Source organism: Micromonospora sp. NPDC006431, from assembly GCF_042870725.1.
Taxonomy (GTDB): domain Bacteria; phylum Actinomycetota; class Actinomycetes; order Mycobacteriales; family Micromonosporaceae; genus Micromonospora.
On record NZ_JBIAHQ010000018.1, the window covers coordinates 13,031 to 36,362 of the forward strand.

Sequence of the window (23,332 nt, forward strand, 5' to 3'; positions counted from 1 at the left end):
GCCGGCAGGAGCTCTCACGACCTCGGGATGGATAGCTCGCGAAGCGGGTCGCCGCCGTCGACGAAGAGGCGGGCGTCGGCCCTGGTCGCCACGGCGATCCGCGGCAACACCCGCTGACCCGCCTGGGGATGCCGCCCGTCGAGGGCGCCGACGCGGACGGCGAACACGATGTCGAACGGTTCTTCGCCTTCGTGCAGGACGAAATCCTCGGCCGCGACCTGGCGGACACTCATGCGGCCGGACGCGATCTCGGGCGCCGCACCGGCCTCCGCCTGTGCGACGGCGCGGGCGGATCGGTCGATGGCCAGGATGTGGCCGGTGGTGAGCCGGGCTGCCACGGCTCGTGCGGCGGCCCCGGGCCCGCATCCGATCTCCAGGACGCGGGAGTGCGGCTGGAGGGGAAGGGCGTTCACGATCGAGGCGAGGCGGGGCGACAGCGGTGCCGGCACCTCCGGAAGGATAGTTGACGATCGGCCCCGACGTCGGGGCCCACGCGAGGGATGGGTCGCCACGGGTCGTGGGTTCGCCGCTGATCGGCCGCCGGTAGCTCAGGGAAGTTCGGCCAGCAGCGTCGTGACCTGTTGCTCGGCCAGCTGCTGCGCGAACTCGACCGGGTGGCGGTCGGGCATCGCCTGCACCTCCGTCACGCCGAGCGCGGCGTACTCGGCCACCTCGGCCACGAACGCGTCAACGTCGGCCAGGGGCGGCCGCATGACCAGCACGGTCTTCTCGATGCTGTCGTAGTCCCGGCCCTCGGCGGCGCAGTGTTGCCGCAGGACGTCCAGCTTGTGCGCGACCTGGGCGGCGCTCTCGCCGAACAGGTTGCAGGCGTCGGCGTAGCGGGCCACGAGCCGCAGGGTCTTCTTCTCGCCGCCCCCACCGATCATGATCGGGGGGTGGGGTCGGCTGATCGGCGCCGGCACGCACAGCGTCTCGGCCAGTTGGTAGTGCTTGCCGTCGAACGGGCCGTTGTTGGCGCTCCACATCTGCCGGCAGATCTGCAACGTCTCCTCGAGCCGTTCGAAGCGCTCGCCGACCGGGACGACCGGTACGCCGAGGCCGCGCTGCTCGCGTTCGTACCACGACGCGCCGATGCCGAGTTGGGCGCGCCCGCCGGAGAGCACGTCCAGAGTGGTGACAATCTTGGCGAGCAGGCCCGGGTAGCGGTACATCACCCCGGTGACGAGGACGCCGAGCGTCATCCGTTCAGTCTTCGCGGCCACGTAGCCCAGGGTTGTGTAGGCCTCGAGCATCGGCTCGTCGGCCGACGTGGTGAACTCCATCTGGAAGTAGTGGTCCATGACCGTGAATGTCGAGACGCCGGCCTGCTCCGCGATCCTTGCGGTCTCCGCCAGGGCCGGGGCGATCTCCGCCGGGTCGGCGGGCGTGGAGAAGTTCCAGTAGTGCAGGCCAAGTCTCATGCCTCATCCCTCCAGTTCCTGGCGGCTCCTCCCATCATGCCGGGTGGAGGGCCGGTCCTCCGCTCATCCCACGGACGGAAGAGGTCGTTGGGCTGCCCGGCGTGAGAGGCCGGAATCGGTCGCGCAGCTATTGGTTCGATGAGCACTTCGTTGGTACTGTCGCCCGATGCCGACGGATTTCGTAGCTGACGGGGTTGACCGCGCGCGTCTCAACCGGCTCCTTGAGCGGGAGCGGGCCGAGTTCGTCGAGCGGCACCCCCGGTCGGCCGCCGCGTACGCCCGGGCCGAGCACCTGTTCGGCAAGGTGCCGATGACGTGGATGAACAAGAACGCCGCCGGCTTCCCGGTGTACGTGGACCGGGCCCGCGGGGCCCGACTTACCGACATCGACGGACACGACTACGTCGACTTCTGCCTCGGCGACACCGGCGCGATGGCCGGACATTCCCCGGACCCGGTCGTCGCCGCGGTCACCCGTCGACTGGCCGAGCTCGGCGGAGGGAGCACCATGCTGCCCACTGAGGAGGCGGCGACGGTCGGGGCCGAGCTGAGCCGACGCTTCGGGCTGCCCACCTGGAGCTTCACCCTGACCGCCACCGACGCCAACCGGTGGGCGATCCGGCTGCTGCGCGCCATCACCGGCCGACCCCGCATCCTGGTCAACAGCTACTGCTACCACGGCTCCGTGGACGAATCGCTGATCGTGGTGGGGCCGGACGGGCGCCCGCGCAGCCGCGAGGGCAACGTCGGCGCCCCCTGCGACGTGACCGTGACCAGCCGGGTCGCCGAATTCAACGACCTCGACGGCCTGGCCCGCGAACTCGCACACGGCGACGTCGCCGCGGTGCTGATGGAGCCGGCGCTGACCAACATCGGCATCGTGCTGCCCGAGCCCGGTTACCTCGACGGGGTTCGCGCGCTCACCCGGCAGCACAGCACCTACCTCATCAACGACGAGACGCACACCTTCTCCGCCGGGCCGGGCGGCGCGACGGCCGCGTGGGGGCTGACGCCGGACGTGGTCACGATCGGCAAGGCCATCGGTGGCGGCGTCCCGGTCGGCGCGTACGGCCTGTCCGCCGAACTGGCCGCCGCGTTGACCGGCCGGGCGGACCTCGACCTCGTGGACATGGGCGGTGTCGGGGGCACCCTCGCCGGCAACCCGGTGTCGATCGCGGCCACCCGAGCCACCCTGCAGGAGGTACTCACCGACGACGCGTTCGCCGGCATGATCGACGTGGCGACCGTCTTCGCCGCGGGCATCCGCAAGATCATCGACGGGTACGCCCTGTCCTGGTCGGTGAGCCAACTCGGCGCGCGGGTGGAGTACCGCTTCGCCGCGCCGGCTCCCCGCACCGGCACCGAGTCAGCGGCCTGCGCCGACCCCGACCTGGAGGACTACCTGCACGTCTACCTGATCAACCGGGGCGTCCTGCTGACCCCGTTCCACAACATGGCGCTGATGTGCCCGCAGACCACCGTCGAGGACGTCGCCCGGCACCACGAGGTCTTCGCCGACGCGCTCGCCGAGCTGCTGGCCTGACCGCTCGCCGGCAGGGCCGGTCCGGCCGTGACGGCCGCGGACGGCGACAGCCTCGCGCGTGGCCTGGCCGGATCTCGCCACCTGACGCCGGTCAGCTGGCAAGCTGGGTACTTGTGGATCGGAAGCAGGTGACGGGCTGGCTCGCGGCCTACGAGCAGGCGTGGCGCACGCCGGGGACCGAGCTGCTCGCCACGCTCTTCACCGAAGCGGCGAGTTACCTGCAGGGGCCTTACCGGACACCGGTCATCGGCCTGCCGGCGATAGCCCGGATGTGGGAGGTCGAGCGCGACGGCCCCGACGAGGTGTTCCAACTGACCAGCGAGATCGTCGCGGTCGAGGGCGACACTGCGGTCGCCCGAGTGGAGGTCCGGTACGGCGACCCGGTCGAGCAGGAGTACCGCGACCTGTGGATCATGCGGTTCGCCGAGGACGGGCGCTGCCGGTCGTTCGAGGAGTGGCCCTTCCAGCCGGCGTAGCCGACCGTCTCCGGTCCGATGGACGCTGATGTCGTCGGTCGGCTTACCCGGTCATCGCAGCGACCGGAAGGCCGCTCGAAGCTCCTCCGCGAACAGTTGGGGCTTCTCCCATGCCGCGAAGTGACCGCCCCGGTCGACCTCGTTGAAGTAGTTGAGCTGTCGGTATGCCTGCTCTGCCCAGCTCCTCGGCGCACGGTAGATCTCGCCCGGAAACACGGTCACCCCCACGGGGAGCGAGATCTCCGCTGTCTGCTGTGACGCGGCGCACAACACGCGAGCCGGCCGATGCGCCGGCGGGCCAGAGCAGGGAATCTCCTTGGCGGCGCCAAGGTTCAGCCTAAGCTTCGGGCTGGGACGTGCGAGCCGGAACGCCAACTTGACGGCCCGGCGCTCTCGCCGTGACGACGGGCTGCCGGTCGCGGTCAGCCGGACTGGCACCCGACCGCACCGCCGAGCCGGTACCGCGTCAGCGCACGATGACGAGGTTGGCCATGTCGACCACCGCGCGGTAGCCGAGCCTCGCGTAGACCTTGTTCGAGGTCGGGTTCGCCTGGTCGGTGAACAGGCACACCCGCGCACCCTCGGCCTGGAGCCGCCGGGAAACCTCGGCGACCGCGTTGCTGGCCCAGCCGCGCCCGCGCTGCGTCGGGGGCGTGTACACCGGACCCACCCGCGCGACCCCGTACGACGGTGGGTTGGCGCCCGTCAGGTGCACCGGCTGCCCTTCCTTGTCGACCCAGAACCACATCCGCCCGGCACGGAGCCGGCGCAGCAACTCCGCACGCTCGGGCACCTCGTGCGCGCTGGCCCCCCGCGGACGGCCCGCCTGTTCGTCGGCATCGCCCATGAACGCGCCGAACCACTCCGTGACCAGGTCCACGTCGTCCTCGGTCGCGGCCACCAGGCCGCCGGGCGCGGGCTCCGGCTGGACCAGCTCGCCGAGCTCGTGCAGCCGCGTGTGTTGCCTGACCTGCACCCGACCCCCACCGAGCCGGGTCAGCTCGGCGGCGCACAGTTCGACGGCGGGAAGAGCCCCGTTGATCGCAAGCACTTCCTCCCCGCGCTCGTGCAACGTGCGGGCCAGGGCCACGGCCGCCTCGTCGGGCATCGGCAGCAGGAACGGCGGGTAGGGCGCGAACGGAGCTGTGCGCATCCCGGCACCGACCACGGTGCCGGACTCGTCTCTGACCACCAACCACCAGTCGCGGTCGGGCTGCGCGATCCCATCGGCCTGCTGCGCCGACCGCCGGTGCGCGAAGGCGGCCACTACCGTACTGATCACCGGATCGGCGGCCAGGTGGTCACCGGCCGCGGCGAGGAACTCGCCGGGATCGGTGTGGAACTGCAGGCGCGAGGTGGCCATCGGGACTGCGGTCATCTGGGCAAACTACCCATCCTGGTGCCACACCGGCATCGCAATTTCCATGCCGTGGTCAGGGCCCGGGACAGTCATCCAGGCCGATGTTGTGGTACCAGCACCCGCCGGACGGAGCGGTGTCGAAGCGGACGGCCGCGACGGCGTTGCCTTCCAGGTGGTTGTCGTGGACCCACCCGGATTCGCAGGTGCCGGCGGTGGTGATCTGGAGGCCGTGGGTCTGGGTCCGGTGGGGCTGGCTGTCCCAGATCCGGTTGTTGTGGATGGTGGGGTGGTAGGTGGCAGCGGCCACGGTGATGCCGGCCCTGGTGGGCGGGGCACCGGGTATCTCGTAGGGAGTCCCCGGCGGTGGGGTGCGGTCCGGCCAGGCGGCCAGCGCGCCGGGGCGGCGCGGCGCGAGCACCAACTTGGTCGCGGTGTTGCCCATGACGATGACCCGGTGCCCACCGGCGGTGATCCACTTGCCGCGGTGGCCGTCCGGCACCCAGTTCGCGGACGTGTCGGTGAGGGACCGTTCGGTGTAGGAGACGGTGTCGCCGCTGCCGGACGAGGCGGGTGCGGTGCGCCGGCCGTTGTTGCGGATGCGGTTGCCGGCTATGGCGACGTCGGCCAGCGAGGAGCCGGCGAGGATGCCCTCGAGAGCGTTGTCCCAGAACTCGTTGTCCTTGATGATCATGTCGGTGGCGGGCGCCTGGGGTCCGCCGGCGAGGTTGTGCTGCCAGTAGCCGTAGCGGCCGTTACGGCTGATGCGGTTGCCTTCGACGGTGTAGGGGCCCGGGGTGTTGCCGATGGCGACCCCGTCCCAGACGTTGTCCTCGATGACGCAGCCGGTCACGATGCCGCCCCGCCCGGCCACGCCCGTGGTGCCGAGCGAGGACACGTCGTAGCCGGCCTGGTGGTTGCCGATCAAGGTGCAGCCGGAGACGATGAGCCCGTCGGCGCCCCAGTCGGAGATGCCGAACCGGTTGCCCTCGGCGTGGCAGCCGATGACGCGGATCCCCCGAGGCGGTGTCCAGTCCCTGCCCTGCAGCTCGAAGAAGATACCGTTGGTGCCGTTGCGGATCGTGGTGCACGCGCTGACCGTGCACCGCTCCACCGGCCCCCAGCCGCCGATGCCGATGCCGATGCCGGCGCCACCCATCCACTCGCCGTTCTCCAGCCGGCCGCAGTGCTCGATCAACAGACTGTCGACGAACGTGTCCTGCAGGAAGTCGCAGCCGAAGCCGGTGGCCGCCGTGTCGTGGATATACAGGTCGTGGAAGCGGCCCCGCCACACGTACTGCATGCCCAGGCCCTTGGCGAGCACGTCGTACTCGGGCAGCCGCACCCCGGAGCCGTCGATCTCGAAGTACGCGAAGGTGCAGTCGGCGATGTGGTTGTCGCGGCTGGCGCCGTGTTCCCGGGCGGTGAAGTAGGCCAGCGGAGTGGGGGAGCGCGGATCGCCCGGATTGGCCAGCACGAACCGGGTGGCGGCGGCCCCCGCGCCGATCAGCGAGACACCGCTTCTCCACACGGTGCCCTTGTCCCTGATCGAGTACACCCCGGACGGGCAGTAGATGGTGCGCGGCTGACCGTCGTGGGCGTAGGCGGCGCCGAGGTGGTCGACCAACCGCTGGAGTGCCGGCTGGTCGTTGGTGGTTCCGTCGCCGGTCAGGCCGTGATCGCGGGCGTTGCAGACGAAGGGGTCCGCCGCGGCGGGCCCGGTCGTGGTCCCGGCGCGGGGTGGACGCCTGCCTTGCGGCTGGTGCATCGGGCCCTCCTGTCCGCGAGGCGGGCCGCCGCCGGCGGCGGGCCCGTGCCGTAGTGGGCGTACGCCGCAGCGCCGCGGCCAAGGGCGGATCGTGGTCGCGGGCGGCCGGAACGTCCGCGGCTTGCCGGCGCCAGCAGGAGGAGTATCCCACCGGCTCGGGCATCCTTGACCCCGCTTTGGCGTAGGGACGCGAGCTGGACAGCCGCGCAGCAGGGCTGTCAGCTCCCACCTGACAGCCGGACGGCGTGGCCGACCGAGCCGCCCGGCGCGACCGGTTGGCCGCCCGGGCCGGGAGCCGCCCGTTTGGCGCCCTGAACGGCGGGTACGGGCGGTAAGAGGAGCGGGCAGGAGAGGTGGCGGGCGATGGACAAGAGCCGGTTCAGTGACGTGGTCGTCGGCGCGGCCGGCAACGTGGCCGGTGCGGTCGCCGACCCCCGCGAGGGATTCACCCGGCTCCGGGCGGCGGTCAGCAGCCGCACCCTCGCCACCGTGGCCGCCGGGCTGGTCATCGGCTATCTGGCGGCGCGACTCGGTCGCCGCAGGTGACTTCCAGACAACGCCGGGGTGGCACGGCGGACGGGGGAGCAGAGCGGCCATTTGCCGGTTCGCCGGCACGGGCCCGGGTAGCTGCCGGAGACTCGGGACGTGCGGGACGCGAGCACCAGGCCCTGCCGCGGCCCAGCCGGCACGAGAAGCGGCGGCGGGCGCGGGGGCTGCGCCGCGCTCCACCGGCCAGCACTCGCGGGCGGAGACTGCGGTAACTCCAGGATCAGGAGGCGTGACGTGCAGGAGATCGTAGGCGAGAGCCTGGCGCGACGGCTGGTGGATTGGGGCGTCGACACGGTCTTCGGTCTGCCCGGGGACGGCATTAACGGGCTGATGGAGGGCTTCCGCCGGCAGCGGGACAAGCTGAGGTTCGTGCTGGTGCACCACGAGGAGGCGGCGGCCTTCATGGCCACCGGCTATGCGAAGGCGACGGGGCGAGTCGGGGTGTGTGTCGCGACGTCCGGGCCGGGGGCGATTCACCTGCTCAACGGCCTCTACGACGCCAAGCTCGACCACGTGCCGGTGTTGGCTATCACCGGCATGCAGGAGACGTCGGTGCTGGGTTCGCACTATCAGCAGGAGGTGCACGCGGCGTTGCTGTATCAGGATGTGGCGGAGGCCTACAACCTGATGGTGACGAATCCACAGCAGGTGCCCGGGGTGGTGGATATCGCCATCCGGCACGCTCTGGCCCGGCGCAGCGTCGCACACCTGTCCTTCCCCAATGATGTGCAGGTCGCCGCGGCGGGGGAGGATCCGTATCGGCATGTCAGCCCGGGGAAGCCGCCGATGAGCAGCCCGGTGGTGTCGCAGCCGGCGGTGTCGGCCGTGCAGGCGGATCTGGCCCGGGCGGCTGAGGTGCTCAACGCCGGGAAGAAGGTCGCGATGCTGGTCGGCGTCGGCGCCCGCCGTGCTCGGGACGAGGTCCTCGCGGTGGCCGACGCGCTGGCCAGCCCGATCGTGAAGACATTGTCGGGAAAGATGGTGGTCGCCGACGATCATCCGCTGACCACCGGCGGTCTGGGCCTGCTCGGCACCAAGCCGAGCGAGGAACTGATGGAGGAGTGCGACACCCTGCTGATGGTGGGCACTTCTTTTCCCTACGGGAAGTACCTGCCCTCGCCGGGCCAGGCGCGGGTGGTCCAGATCGACATCGACGCGAGCCTCATCGGTCTGCGCCTGCCGGTCGACGCGGCCGTCACCGCGGACGCCAAGGTGGCGTTGCAGCAACTGCTGCCGATGCTCCAGGCCCGATCGGACCGCGCCTTCCTGACGAAGTACCAGCAGGCGCGGGACGCTTGGCGCGCGGACATGGAAGCGTTGGAGGACCCGAGCCGTGAGCCGATCGCCCCGCAGTATCTGATCAGCTGCGTCGACGAGGCCGCCACCTCGGACGCCATCCTCACCTGCGACTCCGGCACCATCGCCACCTGGGCGGCGCGGCACTGGACCATCCGCGGCAACCGGGAGTTCTACCTGTCCGGCAACCTGGCCACCATGGCGCCGGGCCTGCCGTACGCGGTCGCCATGCAGCACGCGTTTCCGGGGCGGCAGGTGATCGCGTTCGTCGGTGACGGCGGGTTCGCCATGCTGATGGCCGAGTTCCTCACCGCCGTCCGCCACGAACTGCCGATCAAGGTGGTGATCAACAACAACAACGCGTACGGGCAGATCCTGTGGGAGCAGATCATCCTCGGCTACCCGGAGTACGAGGTGCGGCACGGGCAGCCGGAGCCGGACTTCGCGGCCTGGGCGCGAGCCTGCGGCGGATACGGCGTGAAGGTCACCGACCCGAAGTCGCTGTCCGGGGCGGTCCGGGAGGCTCTGGCACATCCGGGGCCGGCGCTGGTGGACTGCGACGTCAACCCCAACGAGCCGCCGATGCCCGGCAAGGTCCGCTACGAGCAGGCCAAGCACTTCACCGAGGCGTTCCTGCGCGGTGAGCCGCACAAGAAGGCGACGCTCGCCACCGTGGCCCGGGACAAGATCAACGAGCTGCGGTCATGACCCGGGTCGCCCCTGCGCCGGTCAGACTGCCCGACCCGGTGACCCGGGCGCCCGCTCCCGCCACCGACGTGGACCTGGCCGCCCTGGCCGCCCGGCTGCGCCCAGTGGTGGACGGCGAGGTCCGGTTCGACGCCGGGTCCCGTGGCGCCTATTCCACCGACGGCTCCAACTACCGTCAGATCCCGCTCGGTGTGGTGGTGCCGCGCACCGTCGACGCGGCCGTCGCCACCATCGAGGTGTGTCGTCAGCTGGGCGTCCCCGTCCTGTCCCGCGGCGGCGGCACGAGCCTGGCCGGCGAGTGCACGAACACCGCTGTGGTGATCGACTGGTCGAAGTACTGCAACCGGCTGCTCGAGGTGGACGCCGAGGCGAAGACGTGCCTGGTGGAGCCGGGCATCGTGCTGGACACGCTCAACGAGCTGCTGGCCCCGTACCGGCTGGAGTTCGGCCCGAAGCCGTCGACCCACAACCACTGCACCATCGGCGGGATGATCGGCAACAACTCCTGCGGGTCGACGGCGCAGCGCACCGGCAAGACGGTCGACAACCTCGTCGAGCTGGAGGTGCTGCTCTACGACGGCACCCGGATGTGGGTCGGCGAGACCAGCGACGAGGCGTACGCCGAGATCCAGCGCCGGGGCGGCCGGCCGGCCGAGATCTACCGCCAGCTGCGCGCGCTGCGCGACGAGTACCTGACCGACCTCCGCACCCGCTACCCGCACATCCCCCGGCGGGTCTCCGGCTACAACCTGGACAGCCTCCTGCCGGAGAAGAACTTCCACGTGGCGCAGGCCCTGACCGGCTCGGAGAGCACCCTGGTCACCGTGCTGCGGGCCCGGCTGAAGCTGGTCCCGGTGGTGCCTTGCAAGGCGATGGTGTTCCTCGGCTACCCGGACATCGCCGCCGCGGCCGACGACGTGCCGCGCATCCTGCCGCACAACCCGATCACGCTCGAAGGCCTCGACGACAAACTGATCAACTTCGAGAAGCGCAAGCACCTGCACCCCGCCGCGCTGCACCTGCTCCCACAGGGCGGCGGCTGGCTGATGCTCCAGATGGGCGGCGACACGCCGGAGGAGGCGGAGGCCGCCCTCGCCCGGCTGCTCCACGCGCTGCGGCGTGAGAACGGGCCGACCGTGCACCGCTTCGACGACGAGGCCCACGAGGAGCAGATGTGGGGGGTCCGCGAGTCCGGCCTCGGTGCCACCGCCCGCGTACCGGGTGAGGCGGACACCTGGGAGGGCTGGGAGGACTCCGCGGTCCCACCGGAGCGACTCGGCGACTACCTGCGCGATCTCGACACCCTGTACCGGGAGTACGGCTTCGAGCAGGCGTCCCTGTACGGGCACTTCGGGCAGGGCTGCGTCCACACCCGCATCCCGTTCAAGCTGACCACGGCCGAGGGTGTACGCCAGTACCGCTCCTTCATCGAGCGCGCCTCGGACCTGGTCGTCTCCTACGGGGGCTCCTTCTCCGGCGAGCACGGCGACGGCCAGTCCCGGGGCGAACTGCTGCCGAAGATGTTCGGCGAGCGACTGATCCGCGCGTTCGGGCAGTTCAAGGCCATCTTCGACCCCGCCGACCGGATGAACCCGGGCAAGGTCGTCGCCCCCTATCCGCTGGACAGCCACCTCCGGCTGGGCGTCGACTACAACCACGGCGACGTGCAGACCCACTTCCGCTACCCCGACGACTCCGGCAGTTTCGGCCGGGCCGTGCTGCGCTGCGTGGGCGTCGGCGAATGCCGCCGACCGCACGGCGGGGTGATGTGCCCGTCGTACATGGCCACCCGGGAGGAGGAGCACTCCACCCGAGGCCGGGCGCGGCTGCTCTTCGAGATGCTCGACGGGACGGCCCGGGGCGGTGTCATCGCCGACGGGTGGCGGTCGAACGCCGTCCGGGACGCCCTCGACCTTTGCCTGGCCTGCAAGGGATGCAAGGCCGACTGCCCGGTCAACGTGGACATGGCGACGTACAAGGCGGAGTTCCTGTCCCACCACTACCAGGGCCGGCTCCGCCCCCGCGCGCACTACTCGATGGGCTGGCTGCCCGCCGTGGCCGCGGTCGCCGCGCGGGCACCACGCACGGTGAACGCGCTGGCCCAGGCGCCCGGGCTGAGCCGGCTCGCGAAGCTGCTCGGCGGGGTCGACCAGCGCCGGGAGATCCCGGTGTTCGCCACCGAGAGCTTCCAGCGCTGGTTCGCCCGGCGAACCCCGGGCGGCGACGGCTCGCGGGGCGAGGTCCTCCTGTGGCCGGACACCTTCACCAACCACTTCCACCCCGGCATCGCCCAGGCCGCCGTCGAGGTGATGGAGGCGGCCGGCTGGCGGGTGCGGGTGCCCGACCAGGCGGTCTGCTGCGGCCTGACCTGGATCTCCACCGGGCAGCTCGGCGTCGCCAAACGGGTGCTCCAGCGGACCGTCGACGTGCTGCGCCCGCACCTGCGGGCCGGTACCCCGGTGGTGGGCCTGGAACCGAGCTGCACGGCGGTCTTCCGCAGCGACGCCCGCGAACTCTTCCCCGACGACGAGGACGTCTCCCGGCTGCGGAAGCAGACGGTCACCCTGGCCGAACTGCTGCACGACCACACCCCGGGGTGGCAGCCGCCGCAGCTGCCCGTGCACACCCTGATCCAGACCCATTGCCACCAGCACGCCATCCTCGGCACCGCCGCGGACCAGGCGGTGCTCGCCAAGGCGGGGGCCCAGCCGGAGTTCCTCGACTCCGGCTGCTGCGGCCTGGCCGGCAACTTCGGTTTCGAGGCAGGGCACTACGAGGTCTCCGAGGCGTGCGCCGAACGCGTGCTGCTACCGGCCGTCCGGGACGCCGCCGACACCGACGTCATCCTGGCCGACGGCTTCAGCTGCCGTACCCAGGTCGAGCAGGGCGCGGCCGCGGGCCGGACCGCGATCCACCTCGCCGAGCTGCTCCGGGCCGGCCTGCACGGCGACCCGGTGACCGCCCGTCCCGAGCGACAGTGGGCACGGCGCCCGGAGCGGCCGTCCCGCGCCACCCGACTGCTCGCCACCGGAGTCGTCGGCCTGGCCGCGCTCGCCCCGGCCGTCGCGCTCGCCGCCTGGCGCCGGAGAGGGTGACGGCGGCGCGGCGCGCGGGCGACGGCGCGGGCACCGCCGGTCAGTCGGGCGACGAACAGGGAATCGCCTGACCGAGCGTCACCGCGGTCTCCAGCATCAGCGCGTGCACGAACGCCTGCGGCAGGTTGCCGCGCAACTGTCGCTGCTGCACGTCGTACTCCTCGGTGTACAGCCCCGGCGGGCCGCAGGCGGCGCGGCTGCGTTCAAACCACCGGTTCGCCTCGACGACGTCACCAGCCTGCCACGCGGCCAGCGCCGCCCCGTAGCCGCAGAGCAGGAAGGCGCCTTCCGCGTCCCCGAGCGGCCGGAGATCGGGGCGGAACCGGTACAGGTAACCGTCACACTCCAACTCCCGCAGCACCGCCCGGCGGGTCGCCTCGGTACGCGGGTCCCCCTGCGGCAACGCACCCCGGATCGCGGGGAACAGCAGCGACGCGTCGACCCGCTCGTCGTCGTACGCCCGCTGCCAGCGCCCGGACGGGTGGCGGCCGTGCGTCGCCGCGTCGGCGAGGACGGCATCGGCGAGGGATGCCCACCGCCCGGCCAGCCCGGCCGGCGCGACGCGGGCCGCCGCCCGCAGCCCGGCCACACACATCAACTTCGAGTGGGTCCACGGGCGCGGCGCCAGCTCCCAGATGCCCGAGTCCGTCTGGCTCCAGCGGTCGCCGATCACCCGCGCGGTCAGCTCCATCGCCCGCCGCGCGGCGTCGTCCAGCCGGTCGTGCCGCCCGGCGATCGCCAGCAGCAGCAGGACCTCCCCGAAGACGTCGAGCTGGAACTGCCCGCCGACCCAGTTGCCGACCCGCACCGGCGCACCCGGATAGCCGGGCAGAAACGCCAGTTCCTCCTGTGGCGGCACCGGGCGGCCGTCGACCGTGTAGGCGGGGGCGAGCCGGTCCCCGTCCGCCAGCACCCGCTCGGTGACGAACGCCACCGCGTCGTCGAGCAGGTCGTACCGGCCGACCAGCGCACCGGCCCGGCCGGCGAAGGACTGGTCGCGGAGCCAGGCGTAGCGGTAGTCGTAGTTGCGGCCGGCCAGCGCCCGCTCCGGCAGCGACGCGGACGCCGCCGCCACCATCCCACCACCCGGCCGGGTCAGGCCGCGCAGCACGGCGTACGCGAACACGGCGTCCCGCCGCGCGTGGCCGCCGGCCAGGCCCGGCACGGCCTGCCGCCAGGCCTGCTCGGTGGTCCGCCACAGCTCGGCGGGCTCGGGCGGCGCCTCATCGAGCGGCCGCCCGGCGATCTCCAGCACCAGGTCGTGCCGGCCGCCGGCCGGCACGGTCAGCTCGCCGCACAGCGGGCCATCGCTGGTCTGCCCGAGCATCTCGCCACCGGAGTGCCGCAGGTACAGCCCGCCGGTGCGGGCCAGCCAGTGCCGCCCCGCCCGGCGCACCTCGCGTACCGGCTCCCGGCCGAAGTCGGCCCGCGGATCCAGCCGGACGTGCACGACCGCGTCACCGTCCACGGCCTGGATCTGACGCAGCAGCACGATCCGGTGCCCCTCGCCGGGAAACAGCAGCGCCTCCCGGGACTGGATGATCCCGTCCGTGGTCACCCAACGGCTCACCCACACCAGCGAGGCCGCCTCGTAGTGGCCGCCCCACACGAACCGCCGGTTCGCCGGCGTCACCAGGTAGTCGCCCCGCCCGCCGACCAGCCGGCTGAACACCGGGGGATCGGCCCAGCCGGGGGCGCACAGCCAGGTGACGTTCCCGTCCGGGCCGACCAGCGCGCCCCGGCGCCCGTCGGCGATCAGCGCGTACTCCCGCAGCACACTCGGGCCCCGAACATCCTCACCCGTCGGTCGGCCCGGCCCCACGTCCTGATCCACCGCCGCACCTCCCCGCAGCGTTGCACGGCACTACCCGCCCCACTCCGCCCTACACCTCACCCGCCGTGCGCGGTTATCTCGGCCGCCGCCGGGGTAGCCAGTACGGACAGGCGACGCTGGGAGGGCGACATGCGGCGAACCAGACGGCAGGCACAGGTTGCGGTGATCACCGGCGCCAGTGCCGGAGTGGGCCGGGCCACCGCCCGGCTGCTCGCCCGGCGGGGCATCGCCATCGCGCTGCTGGCCCGGGGACGCACCGGACTCGACGCCGCCGCCGCCGAGGTCCGGGCGGCCGGCAGCCGGGCCCTGCCCGTCGAGGTGGACATGGCCGACTACGACCAGGTCGTCGCCGCCGGGCAGTGGGTGGCGGACGAACTCGGCCCGATCGACCTGTGGATCAACAACGCCTTCAGCTCCGTCTTCGCGCCCTTTCAGGAGACCCGGCCGGAGGAGTTCCGGCGCGCGATGGAGGTCACCTACCTGGGGTACGTGCACGGCACCCGGGTCGCGCTCGCCCACATGACGCCCCACGACCGCGGGACGATCGTGCAGGTCGGATCGGCGCTGGCGTACCGGGGGATTCCGCTGCAGGCCACCTACTGCGGGGCCAAGCACGCGATCGTCGGGTTCACCGAGTCACTGCGGTGCGAGCTGATGCACGACAAGAGCAAGATCAGGCTGACCATGGTCCACCTGCCCGCGGTCAACACACCCCAGTTCGACTGGCTGCTGTCCCGGCTGCCCCGCAACGCCCAGCCGGTACCGCCGATCTACGAGCCGGAGGTAGCGGCCCGGGCCATCGTGGGCGCCGCGGACCGGCCCGGCCGCCGCGAATACTGGGTCGGCGCCTCCACGGCCCTGACCATCCTGGGCAACCGCATCGCGCCGGGCCTGCTCGACCGCTACCTGGCCAGGACCGGCTACCAGTCCCAGCAGACCGACCAGTCGGCCGACCCGCACCGGCCGACGAACCTGTGGCAGCCGATCGACGGGCCGGGCGGCCACGACTTCGGTGCCCAGGGCAGCTTCACCGGGCGAGCGCACAGCCACAGCGCCCAGGCGTGGCTGTCCCGGCATCGGCTGGTCGCCGCCGCCGGCCTGACCGTGGCGGCGGGTGCGGTCGGCGCCCTGGTCGCCGCCCGCGACTGACCATCCGTCAATCTGAGCGGCGGTTGTTGCCAGCGAGTCCGCCGGACGGCAGGGCAACCTCCGGCGTCCCGGCCGGCTACCAGGTGACCGGCAACGCCGTCGGGCCGAGGATGCCGTGCCTGGGCTTCCACCGCACCTCGTCGGCGGGCACCGCGAGCCGCAGGCTGGGAAGTTCCCGCAGCAGCAGGGCGATGGCGGTACGGACCTTCAGGGGCGCCCAGGTGGGCCCCGATACGTGCAATTAGTTGATCACTCCGCGTCATTTCGGTCCGGGTGGGTGATCCGGGAGCGGTGACCGTCCGACCAGGACGCAGACGGGTCGCGGGGTCGTTAGCGAAGGACGAGCAGGTCCAGGGCGTCGATCACCGGGCCGTGTTCCGATCGGGCGGCCCGGTGGAGCCGGGCCAGCCCGGCGGCGTACTCGTCGTCGGTGATCAGTTGCAGCGGCGTGTGCGCCTCCCGGCGCAGGCTGGTCGCACACTCGCTCAGGGACGACGCGGTCGTCTGCGGGACCTGGTCGAAGGCGGTGACGGCGAACCCGCACGCGCCGAAGGCCGCCTCGACGTCAGCCACGCTCGGAAACGTGTCCAGGACCCGGATGGCCTCCGGGAAGAACCGGAACAGCGTGATCGCCTCGTGCCGGCCGGCGAAAGCTGACCGGATCAACACCGGGCCGCCGCCGCGCACCACGCGACGCAGTTCCCGCGCCGCCGCCGCCAGATCCGGTACGTGGTGGATCACGGTCGACAGCCAGGCCGCGTCGACGCTGTGGTCGGGCAGGGGAATGTTGGCGGCGTCGCCCGGCAGCACCCGGGGATGAACGCAGCGGGCCCGCATCGCCGCGGACGGCTCGACGGCGATGACGTCCAGGTCGTCGTACCAGTCGGTGAAGGCCGCCGCCCAACTGCCCGTACCCGAACCGAGGTCGAGCAGCCGCGTGCCGGGCCTGGGGTCCAGATGCCGGGTGACCGCCGCGCGCCACGCGGCCAGCCCCTGATCAGGGATGTGGCGGGTGGCTTCGAACGCTGCGGCGACCTCGTCGTCGTACGCGATGCGTGCCATGGTGTCGACCCAACCAGTCGCCTGACGTTGCGACAAGGATGGATGCCCCGAGTCACATCCGCGACCCGCTTCCGATCTTTCCTGGGCCGTTCATCTGTCATTGACGAATGCCTATACATGGATGCGATCATGTGGCAAAGCTGGCTGCGCCGGCCACCAGCCGACGCCGCGACCGCAGAGGAGTTGCCCATGCATCCACGTACCTTCCGGCATGCCGTGTTGTCCCTGACCCTGGCGGCGGCCACCGTGCTCGCCTCGACGGCGGCGCCTGCCCAGGCCCGTCCGGACGACGCACGGCAGACCACCCAGGCGGCTCCGTCCGGGGTGGGTCCTGTCTTCTCAGCCACCGACCGGCTCGCCCGCGAGGTCGCCGCCGCGCTCGCCGACTCGGTCAGCCGCAACCGGGTCGTCGCGGCCGTCACCGCCGGACCGGTGGACCTGCTGACGGCGAGACTCAACTCGCGGGCCGACCGCGCCGTCCAGTCGACGAACCGGGCGGTGCTGGGGGCCAAGGGGCTGCCGGCGGCCACCGGGTCGGTGCTGCAACTCCGGCTCGGGCACGAGGACATGGCGGCCGCGCTGAGCCGGGCCGAGATCCCGCTCGTGGCGGCGGCGTCCACCGACGACGCCGTGACCAGCGTGGTCGGCTACGACCCGGCCGGTGGACAGGTCCTCCTGGACCCGGTCCGGCTCCCCGACCGTCCGGTGCTCGTGGTCGAGGTCAACGTGGCCAAGGCGATGAGGTGGGGCCTGGCGCAGCTTCGGGAGGAACTGACCGTACGGGGCCTGGCCAGCGTGAAGGCCGCGGTCACGACGCAGGCCGGCTACTGGGCCACCAAGGTCAACGCCATCCGGCTGAACGATGACAAGGAGCCGTGGGTCAAGGGCGGCGCCGAGATCTTCAATGTCGTCGGCGGCTTCGGCCTCGACGGCAAGGCCACGGTCAACATCGTGGAGATGCCCTACCTCGACAACGACGGCACGGTCTACTACCCCAACCAGCTGCTGGTCCACTTCAACAACTACAAATACAACCTTGCCGACGTGGTGATGTGGGAGGACGACGGTGACACCAACTACCGCGACCTCGCCAAGGCGTTGATCACCGCGCTGCTGACCGTCGTCGACCACGGCACCTACACCCCGCTGGTCAACGCGCTCATCGACGCGATGCCGGATAGTTGGTGGACCGACGACCCGGACTACGTGGACTCGTGGTACACGCTCAGCACCGGCAGTTCCGGCCGGCTCCACGGGGCGGCTGCCAACGGTTGGATGGACGTGGCTCCGTACTGGGTGCAGCAGCTCTGAGCGGGTTGCCTCCCGCGCCGTCGCGGGGGAGGCAACCCAACCCCAGCCCGGTCGTGGTGTTCGACAGTTCACATTGGACGGCTAGCATCCCCCGCCGACACCCGTCGAGGGCTGAGGAGAGAAGATTGATGGCCAAACGAGCTGCCGCCCTGGGACTGGCCTGCCTTACCGCCGCTGTGGTCGGGGTCGCGACACCCCCCGACTCCGCCTCCGCCGCGGTCGAGGACCCGGCCGGGTCGGCAGCCCAGTACCACGTCGGCTTCCCCCTGTTCCGTAGCGCGAACATGTCCAGTCCGGACCGGCTGGTGAGCGGTGTGGGGTTTCACTCCTTTCGGATCCCGGCGGTGGTGAAGACCAGCAGCGGGCGCTTGCTGGCCTTCGCCGAGGGCCGCCGCCACAACAACGCCGATTACGGCGACATCAACCTCGTCTACAAGCGCACCAGGACCGCCACGAGCCACGGCGCGGCGGTGACCGACTGGGAGCCGTTGCAGGAGGTGGTCGGTGTCGGCCCCGGCACCTGGGGCAACCCCACGCCGGTGGTCGACGGCAACACCATCTATCTCTTCATGTCCTGGAACGCCGGCGACCGCAGCTCGTCGGGCAACGATCCGTTGCCGGACGGCACGCGCACCAAGGCGATCGACTCGACCGACGCCGGTCGGCGTCACCTCTACCTGAGCAAGAGCACGGACGACGGCGCCAGTTGGTCGGCGCCGGTGAAGATGACCGCGGACCTGACGCCGAGCGGCTGGGCGTGGGATGCGGTGGGCCCGGGCAACGGGATCAAGTTGCGCTCCGGTGAGCTCGTCGTCCCGGCGCGGGGCCGCAACATCATCGGCAGCCTGGGCCCGGACGGGCAGCGGCAATGGCGGTACCAGCGGTTGAGCGAGACGAATAACGAGGGCACGATCGCGCAGACGCCCGACGACAATCTCTACCGCAACGACCGGCCGAATTCTGGCAACTACCGGCGGGTAGCTCGGGGAACGCTGTCCAGTTTCGGCTCATTCGCCGACGACACCGGGCTTCCCGACCCGGAGTGCCAGGGCTCGGTGCTCGCCTACAACATCGACGCGCCGGCTCGGACCATCTTCCTCAACTCGGCGTCGACCGACAGCCGCCGGGCGATGCGCGTCCGGATCAGCTACGACCCCGACGCCCGGGCGTACACCTACGGCCGCAACCTCAGCGACGCGCCGATCTCCGGCGTCGGGCACGAGGGCGGCTACTCCAGCATGACGAAGACCGCCGATTACAAGATCGGAGCGCTCGTCGAGACCGACTTCTACGAGTACGGCAGCGACCCTCGCTCGCACCGGGCGATCGTCTGGCGGCGGTTCAACCTCTCCTGGATCGTCAACGGGCCGAACAACTGACGGGCCCGCTGGTGGAGCCTGGTTCTGATATCACTGGGCCGGCCGGGTCGGCGAACCGCCGACCCGGCCGGAGTGTCACGGTTGGCGGGGTGTCAGCGCAGCGCGCCAACGGGTGCCGGCCAGCTCCCGGTGAAGACCTGAGCCGTCGTCGCGCTCCGGACGGCGGTCCGGAAGTACGAGTCGACCGCGGCGGCCTCGCCGGCGCTCGGGTACGGGTTGGTGCAGCTGGTGCCGGCGCTGCCGCCGGACATCAGGATGGCGCAGTTGCCGTTGTAGTTGTCGGCCAGGCCGAGGATGTGCCCGATCTCGTGGGTCATGATCCGCAGCGGGGAGTACTGCTGGGCCTGGTAGTAGTCGATGACCACGTAGCCGTTGCCGAGGCTGTTGCGGACGGCGTAGGAGCCGCCGCCGTAGGTGTAGTAGATCATCAGGTTCGAGCCGCACTGGGCCATGTTGATGTTGTTCGTGGCGTTGTTCCAGATCGTCGCGGCCTGGTTGGCGTACCCGGCGAACGGCCCGGCCTGGCTGGTGTTGTAGCAGACGTTGCGGACGGCGGCGGAGGCCGGCGCCGAGTCGACGGCGACGGCGCCGAGCGCCGCCATCGCCGCGGCGGCGAGGGTGGCGAGGATCCGGGACATCCTGGGCAGACGCATCGTTCACGCTCCAAACTGGATGGGTCGAGCGGGGACCAGCTCAGCCTACAAATCGGCGCATGTCGATATCAAGCACTATCTATGTAATTGCCTTGGGGGATGGCGGAGTGGCGTCACGCCCGAGTCGGCCGAGAACCACCGCTGTGCGAGCTCGCGGGTTTGCGGCACGAGAGCAGCCACCCTCCGTAACCCCGACCGGCCGGATGGCCGAGCCGCCATGATCGCATCGCCTTGACGGTGCGGCGTACCTCGGGCGCCGTTGGTAGCGCTGGGAGCGGCCGGGGCCGACCTCCTTGGAGGGGTAAAGAATTCTTGACACCGTGTCGACTGTGCTTGACACTCGGTCGTGTCAAGAATTCTTTACCTCGGGGAGGGGTCGATGGCGTTCGAGGAGAAGCGCGCCTGGATCATGGGGCTGGTGGCGGTTGCCGCCTATGCCGCGTACGTGGTGATCGTTCTCGGGCGCGCGGACGGTGACCCACTCGCGGACGTCTCCTATGCGGGCCCGCTGCTGGCGACGGTGGCCGGGTCGATCGTGGCGTCGATCGCCCTGCACATCGTCGTCTCGGCCGTCTCGCCCGAGGGCGCCAACGAGAAGGACCAGCGGGACCGGGAGATCCACCGGCTCGGTGACCACATCGGCCAGTCCTTCCTGATCGTCGGCGGCGTCGCGGCGCTGGCCATGGCCCTGGCCGACTGGGACCAGTTCTGGATCGCCAACGTCATCTACCTGGGCTTCGTGCTCTCCGCGGTGGTCGGCTCGGCCGCGAAGATCGTCGCCTACCGGCGGGGGTTCCAGTCGTGGTGAAGCCGACCCGGATCACCAACTCCATTCGGGCGTTGCGGTTCGCGCACGACGAGATGACCCAGGCCGAGTTGGCCCGCCGGATCGGCGTCACCCGGCAGACCGTCATCGCCATCGAGCAGGGTCGCTACTCGCCGTCGCTGGAGATGGCCTTCCAGATCGCCGCCGTGTTCGGCGTGCCCCTCACCGACGTGTTCGAGTATCCGCAGGAGGAATCGTGAAGGCGATCGTGCAGGACCGCTACGGCTCGGCCGACGTGCTCCGCCTCGCCGACATCGACGTACCGTCGGCCGGCGCCGGCCAGGTGCTGGTCCAGGTCCGCGCGGCCGGCATCGACCCGGGCGTCTGGCACCTGATGACCGGCCTGCCCTACCCGGTACGCCTCGGCTGCGGGCTGCGCCGACCCCGCAACCGCGTCCGCGGCATGGACCTGGCCGGCGTGGTCGCCGCCGTCGGATCCGGAGTCGCCGGGTTCACCCCCGGCGACGAGGTGTTCGGCACCGGCGCCGGCTCCTTCGCCGAGTACACCGTCGCGTCCGCCGACCGGCTCGCCCCGAAGCCCGCCACCCTCAGCTTCGCGCAGGCCGCCGCCGTCCCGGTCTCCGGGCAGACCGCACTCACCGCCGTCCGCGACGCCGCCCGGGTACGCCCCGGTCAGCGCGTCCTGGTCATCGGCGCCGGCGGCGGCGTCGGCTCCTACGCCGTCCAGCTCGCCAAGACCGCCGGCGCGCACGTCACCGGCGTCTGCGGCCCCGCCAAGCTCGACCTGGTACGCGGACTCGGTGCCGACGAGGTCGTCGACTACACCCGAGCCGACCTTCCCGACCGCCGCTACGACGCCGTCATCGACACCGCCGGCAACCGGCCGCTGTCCCGGCTGCGCCGGGTGCTCGCCCCGAAGGGCACACTGGTCCTCGTCGGCGGCGAGGCGCGCGCCGGGAAGTGGCTGCAGGGCTTCGACCGGCAGCTGCGGGCGCTGGCCCTGTCGCCGTGGGTCGGGCAGCGGCTGGTGCCGCTGGTCGCGAAGGAGAGCAGCGACAACCTGGCGGCGCTGACCGAGCTCATCGACGCCGGCCGGCTCACCCCGCTCGTCGACCGGACCTGGCCGCTCGCCGGCGCCCCCGACGCCATCCGTCACCTCAAGGGCGGCCACGCGACCGGGAAGGCCGTGATCATCCGCTGACCGCCGGCCCATGCCGACGCCGGTGCCATGCGGTGCCGAAGACGGCCGGGTTACCCGTCCCCGATCCGGTACGCGATGGGCGCGTTGCCACTAAAGTCGGGTCCGCGGGGCGACGCCGGTAAGCCGGCGAGAAGGGCGGGCACCTGAAGGGGAGGGCGAGCGTGATCGAGGTGTTGTATTTCGACGGCTGCCCGAGCCACGAGGTCTTCGTGCCGCGCCTGCGGGCGCTGCTCGACGCCGCTGGACTGGATGATCCGATCCACGAGCAGGCGGTGGAGACTGACATCGACGCCCAGGCGCACCGTTTCCTCGGCTCGCCGACGCTGCGGATCGACGGCGTGGACGTCGACCCGACGGCCACGCACCGCACGGACTACGGCCTGCAGTGTCGGCTCTATCCGACCCCGGATGGTGTTCGTGGTACCCCGCCCGATGAGTGGATCCTGGCCGCCCTGCAGCGCCGGGGGGCCGCGTTGACGGCCGGCTGATGGTCACCCGGATCGAGTTGCCGCGGCTGCGTGCGCTGCTTGACGCGGGTGCCCAGCTCATCGAGGTGTTGCCCGCGGCGGAGTACGCCGACCAGCATCTGCCCGGCGCGCGCAACATCCCCCTCAAGACCATCAGCCCCCACATGACCGCAGACCTCGACCGCTCCCGCCCGATCGTCGTCTACTGCTGGGACGGCCTTTGAGACGTGAGCCCACGAGCCGCGTGCCGGCTCGAGTCCCTCGGATTCACCGACGTCTACGACTATGCGGCCGGCAAGGTGGACTGGCTTGCGCACAACCTGCCCATCGAGGGCGCTGCGGCCAGCTCACCTACCGCCGGTAGCTGCCTGCGCCAGGATGTGCCCACCGCAGGCCCAGAGGAGGCGATCGCTGCCGTTCGGGCCCGCGTCGACGCCTCTCCGTACCGATTCGCCTTCGTTGTCGCCGGTGACCGTACTCTGCTCGGCCGACTCCGGCACGCCGCCCTCGAAGCCGCCCCCGACACCGCGGCGGCCCACGAGGCGATGGAGTCCGGCCCCTCGACGCTGCGCCCCCACGTAGCCCTGGCCGCCGTCGAGTCCCACCTGCGCGACCACCACCTCACCTACGCGATCATCACCGATCCGGAAGGCCACTTGCTGGGCACGGTTCACCGAGATGACCTGACCGGAACGACCGGCTCACCTTCTCGCTGATGCGCGGAAGCTGCCTCCGCCACTCGTCCGCGAGCGACGCGCCTGCTACGGGCGGCCTTGGTGGTGAGGTTCGGGTTGGCACGTGGTGCAGAACCGGGTCGCCGGCCGAAGCGCCAGCCGCTCGATGGGGATGTCGCCGCGGCACTCCTCGCAGGTTCCGTAGCGGCCCTGTTCCAGGTAGTGCAGCGCCCGGGCGATGTCGCCCAGCGCCCGTCGCGACGCGGCGGTCAACGCGGACGCGGCCTCAAGGTCCGTCCGGTCACCGGGCAGCTGGCGGGCCTGCCGGGCCAGCAGTGCCAGCTGGGTGCTGTGCCGCTCGTACTGCTCCTCCAGGACGATCCGCAGCACACCGAGCTCGTCCTGCCTGCTCACCATGTACACGATCGCTTCCTTCCAAAAATGAAAGCGGGCGGAGCGCCGTGGCGCTCCGCCCGCTGGGGCCGGTCATCAGCGTGTCGGCCGTCGTGATGGCGGGCGGCGCCGGGCGCGTTGCCACCGGGTCGGCGGCGCGGCGATCGGCGTGACCTTGCCCCGGCGGCCGCGAGCGACCGCCGACACGA

At 71.5% G+C, this 23,332-nt stretch carries 24 protein-coding genes; 14 read left to right on the forward strand and 10 right to left on the reverse strand.

Annotated features, from left to right (window positions below; genetic code table 11):
• Positions 1-14: 14 nt before the first annotated feature.
• Together ACFYM6_RS26035 and ACFYM6_RS26040 are read right to left on the reverse strand one after the other, a co-directional pair.
• Positions 15-512 carry a methyltransferase domain-containing protein gene (locus ACFYM6_RS26035; RefSeq protein ID WP_387279576.1) on the reverse strand — a complete coding sequence of 166 codons (498 nt, stop codon included), beginning with the start codon at positions 510-512 and terminating at the stop codon, positions 15-17.
• 36 nt (positions 513-548) lie between these two features.
• Entirely contained in the window at positions 549-1,421 is an 873-nt protein-coding gene (locus ACFYM6_RS26040) for an LLM class F420-dependent oxidoreductase (protein WP_387279578.1), read from the reverse strand.
• A 166-nt stretch (positions 1,422-1,587) separates the two neighbouring features.
• On the opposite strand from ACFYM6_RS26040, the gene ACFYM6_RS26045 reads away from it, so the two are divergent.
• Together ACFYM6_RS26045 and ACFYM6_RS26050 are read left to right on the forward strand one after the other, a co-directional pair.
• A complete protein-coding gene (locus tag ACFYM6_RS26045; protein ID WP_387279580.1) occupies positions 1,588-2,964 on the forward strand; it encodes a transaminase in 1,377 nt (458 codons plus the stop codon).
• 113 nt (positions 2,965-3,077) lie between these two features.
• Positions 3,078-3,440: a YybH family protein gene (locus ACFYM6_RS26050; RefSeq protein WP_387279582.1), complete on the forward strand. Its 363-nt coding sequence runs from the start codon at positions 3,078-3,080 to the stop codon at positions 3,438-3,440.
• Between the two features lie 51 nt (positions 3,441-3,491).
• On the opposite strand, the gene ACFYM6_RS26055 is transcribed toward ACFYM6_RS26050, so the two are convergent.
• From ACFYM6_RS26055 to ACFYM6_RS26065, 3 genes are all read right to left on the reverse strand, one after another.
• On the reverse strand, positions 3,492-3,662 hold the full coding sequence (locus ACFYM6_RS26055) for a hypothetical protein (RefSeq protein ID WP_387279584.1): 171 nt from the start codon (positions 3,660-3,662) through the stop codon (positions 3,492-3,494).
• 244 nt (positions 3,663-3,906) lie between these two features.
• On the reverse strand, positions 3,907-4,818 hold the full coding sequence (locus ACFYM6_RS26060; protein WP_387279585.1) for a GNAT family N-acetyltransferase: 912 nt from the start codon (positions 4,816-4,818) through the stop codon (positions 3,907-3,909).
• 55 nt (positions 4,819-4,873) lie between these two features.
• Positions 4,874-6,565 (reverse strand): right-handed parallel beta-helix repeat-containing protein, encoded by a 1,692-nt coding sequence (locus ACFYM6_RS26065; protein ID WP_387279587.1) that lies wholly within the window; start codon positions 6,563-6,565, stop codon positions 4,874-4,876.
• A gap of 363 nt (positions 6,566-6,928) precedes the next feature.
• Between ACFYM6_RS26065 and ACFYM6_RS26070 the strand changes: the two genes are divergently transcribed.
• The 3 genes from ACFYM6_RS26070 (at position 6,929) to ACFYM6_RS26080 (ending at position 12,213) form a co-directional block, all read left to right on the forward strand.
• On the forward strand, positions 6,929-7,111 hold the full coding sequence (locus ACFYM6_RS26070) for a hypothetical protein (RefSeq protein ID WP_387279588.1): 183 nt from the start codon (positions 6,929-6,931) through the stop codon (positions 7,109-7,111).
• Between the two features lie 237 nt (positions 7,112-7,348).
• Positions 7,349-9,118 carry a thiamine pyrophosphate-dependent enzyme gene (locus tag ACFYM6_RS26075; RefSeq protein ID WP_387279590.1) on the forward strand — a complete coding sequence of 590 codons (1,770 nt, stop codon included), beginning with the start codon at positions 7,349-7,351 and terminating at the stop codon, positions 9,116-9,118.
• Complete coding sequence (locus tag ACFYM6_RS26080) at positions 9,115-12,213, forward strand: FAD-binding and (Fe-S)-binding domain-containing protein (protein WP_387279592.1); 3,099 nt, start codon at positions 9,115-9,117, stop codon at positions 12,211-12,213. Before ACFYM6_RS26075 ends, ACFYM6_RS26080 begins: the two co-directional genes overlap by 4 nt.
• A 40-nt stretch (positions 12,214-12,253) precedes the next feature.
• Here ACFYM6_RS26080 and ACFYM6_RS26085 read toward each other — a convergent pair whose 3' ends face one another.
• Positions 12,254-14,047, reverse strand: a complete 1,794-nt coding sequence (locus tag ACFYM6_RS26085) for a glycoside hydrolase family 15 protein (protein ID WP_387279594.1) — start codon at positions 14,045-14,047, stop codon at positions 12,254-12,256.
• Between the two features lie 129 nt (positions 14,048-14,176).
• Here ACFYM6_RS26085 and ACFYM6_RS26090 point away from each other — a divergent pair, with 129 nt between their 5' ends.
• On the forward strand, positions 14,177-15,196 hold the full coding sequence (locus ACFYM6_RS26090) for an SDR family oxidoreductase (RefSeq protein WP_387279596.1): 1,020 nt from the start codon (positions 14,177-14,179) through the stop codon (positions 15,194-15,196).
• 76 nt (positions 15,197-15,272) lie between these two features.
• On the opposite strand, the gene ACFYM6_RS26095 is transcribed toward ACFYM6_RS26090, so the two are convergent.
• Positions 15,273-15,437 carry a hypothetical protein gene (locus tag ACFYM6_RS26095; protein ID WP_387279598.1) on the reverse strand — a complete coding sequence of 55 codons (165 nt, stop codon included), beginning with the start codon at positions 15,435-15,437 and terminating at the stop codon, positions 15,273-15,275.
• Positions 15,438-15,526: 89 nt separating this feature from the next.
• Entirely contained in the window at positions 15,527-16,258 is a 732-nt protein-coding gene (locus ACFYM6_RS26100; RefSeq protein WP_387279600.1) for a class I SAM-dependent methyltransferase, read from the reverse strand.
• A gap of 189 nt (positions 16,259-16,447) precedes the next feature.
• Between ACFYM6_RS26100 and ACFYM6_RS26105 the strand changes: the two genes are divergently transcribed.
• Together ACFYM6_RS26105 and ACFYM6_RS26110 are read left to right on the forward strand one after the other, a co-directional pair.
• Complete coding sequence (locus ACFYM6_RS26105) at positions 16,448-17,569, forward strand: DUF3103 family protein (RefSeq protein ID WP_387279602.1); 1,122 nt, start codon at positions 16,448-16,450, stop codon at positions 17,567-17,569.
• A gap of 128 nt (positions 17,570-17,697) precedes the next feature.
• Complete coding sequence (locus ACFYM6_RS26110) at positions 17,698-18,948, forward strand: exo-alpha-sialidase (RefSeq protein WP_387279604.1); 1,251 nt, start codon at positions 17,698-17,700, stop codon at positions 18,946-18,948.
• 92 nt (positions 18,949-19,040) lie between these two features.
• On the opposite strand, the gene ACFYM6_RS26115 is transcribed toward ACFYM6_RS26110, so the two are convergent.
• On the reverse strand, positions 19,041-19,601 hold the full coding sequence (locus ACFYM6_RS26115; RefSeq protein ID WP_387279606.1) for a snapalysin family zinc-dependent metalloprotease: 561 nt from the start codon (positions 19,599-19,601) through the stop codon (positions 19,041-19,043).
• 379 nt (positions 19,602-19,980) lie between these two features.
• Here ACFYM6_RS26115 and ACFYM6_RS26120 point away from each other — a divergent pair, with 379 nt between their 5' ends.
• The 6 genes from ACFYM6_RS26120 to ACFYM6_RS26145 all read left to right on the forward strand — a co-directional run bounded on the left by ACFYM6_RS26120 (position 19,981) and on the right by ACFYM6_RS26145 (position 22,772).
• Complete coding sequence (locus tag ACFYM6_RS26120; RefSeq protein WP_357436295.1) at positions 19,981-20,409, forward strand: hypothetical protein; 429 nt, start codon at positions 19,981-19,983, stop codon at positions 20,407-20,409.
• Complete coding sequence (locus ACFYM6_RS26125) at positions 20,403-20,627, forward strand: helix-turn-helix transcriptional regulator (protein WP_387279608.1); 225 nt, start codon at positions 20,403-20,405, stop codon at positions 20,625-20,627. The genes ACFYM6_RS26120 and ACFYM6_RS26125 overlap by 7 nt, the downstream gene beginning before the upstream one ends.
• Positions 20,624-21,589: an NAD(P)-dependent alcohol dehydrogenase gene (locus ACFYM6_RS26130; protein WP_387279610.1), complete on the forward strand. Its 966-nt coding sequence runs from the start codon at positions 20,624-20,626 to the stop codon at positions 21,587-21,589. The genes ACFYM6_RS26125 and ACFYM6_RS26130 overlap by 4 nt, the downstream gene beginning before the upstream one ends.
• A 161-nt stretch (positions 21,590-21,750) precedes the next feature.
• Positions 21,751-22,077, forward strand: a complete 327-nt coding sequence (locus ACFYM6_RS26135) for a hypothetical protein (RefSeq protein ID WP_387279611.1) — start codon at positions 21,751-21,753, stop codon at positions 22,075-22,077.
• Positions 22,077-22,280, forward strand: a complete 204-nt coding sequence (locus ACFYM6_RS26140; RefSeq protein ID WP_387279613.1) for a rhodanese-like domain-containing protein — start codon at positions 22,077-22,079, stop codon at positions 22,278-22,280. Before ACFYM6_RS26135 ends, ACFYM6_RS26140 begins: the two co-directional genes overlap by 1 nt.
• A 3-nt stretch (positions 22,281-22,283) precedes the next feature.
• Positions 22,284-22,772: a hypothetical protein gene (locus ACFYM6_RS26145; protein ID WP_387279615.1), complete on the forward strand. Its 489-nt coding sequence runs from the start codon at positions 22,284-22,286 to the stop codon at positions 22,770-22,772.
• 45 nt (positions 22,773-22,817) lie between these two features.
• On the opposite strand, the gene ACFYM6_RS26150 is transcribed toward ACFYM6_RS26145, so the two are convergent.
• The gene (locus ACFYM6_RS26150) at positions 22,818-23,147 is read right to left on the reverse strand and encodes a TraR/DksA family transcriptional regulator (protein WP_387279617.1); all 330 of its coding nucleotides are present in this window, start codon (positions 23,145-23,147) and stop codon (positions 22,818-22,820) included.
• Positions 23,148-23,332: the final 185 nt, after the last annotated feature.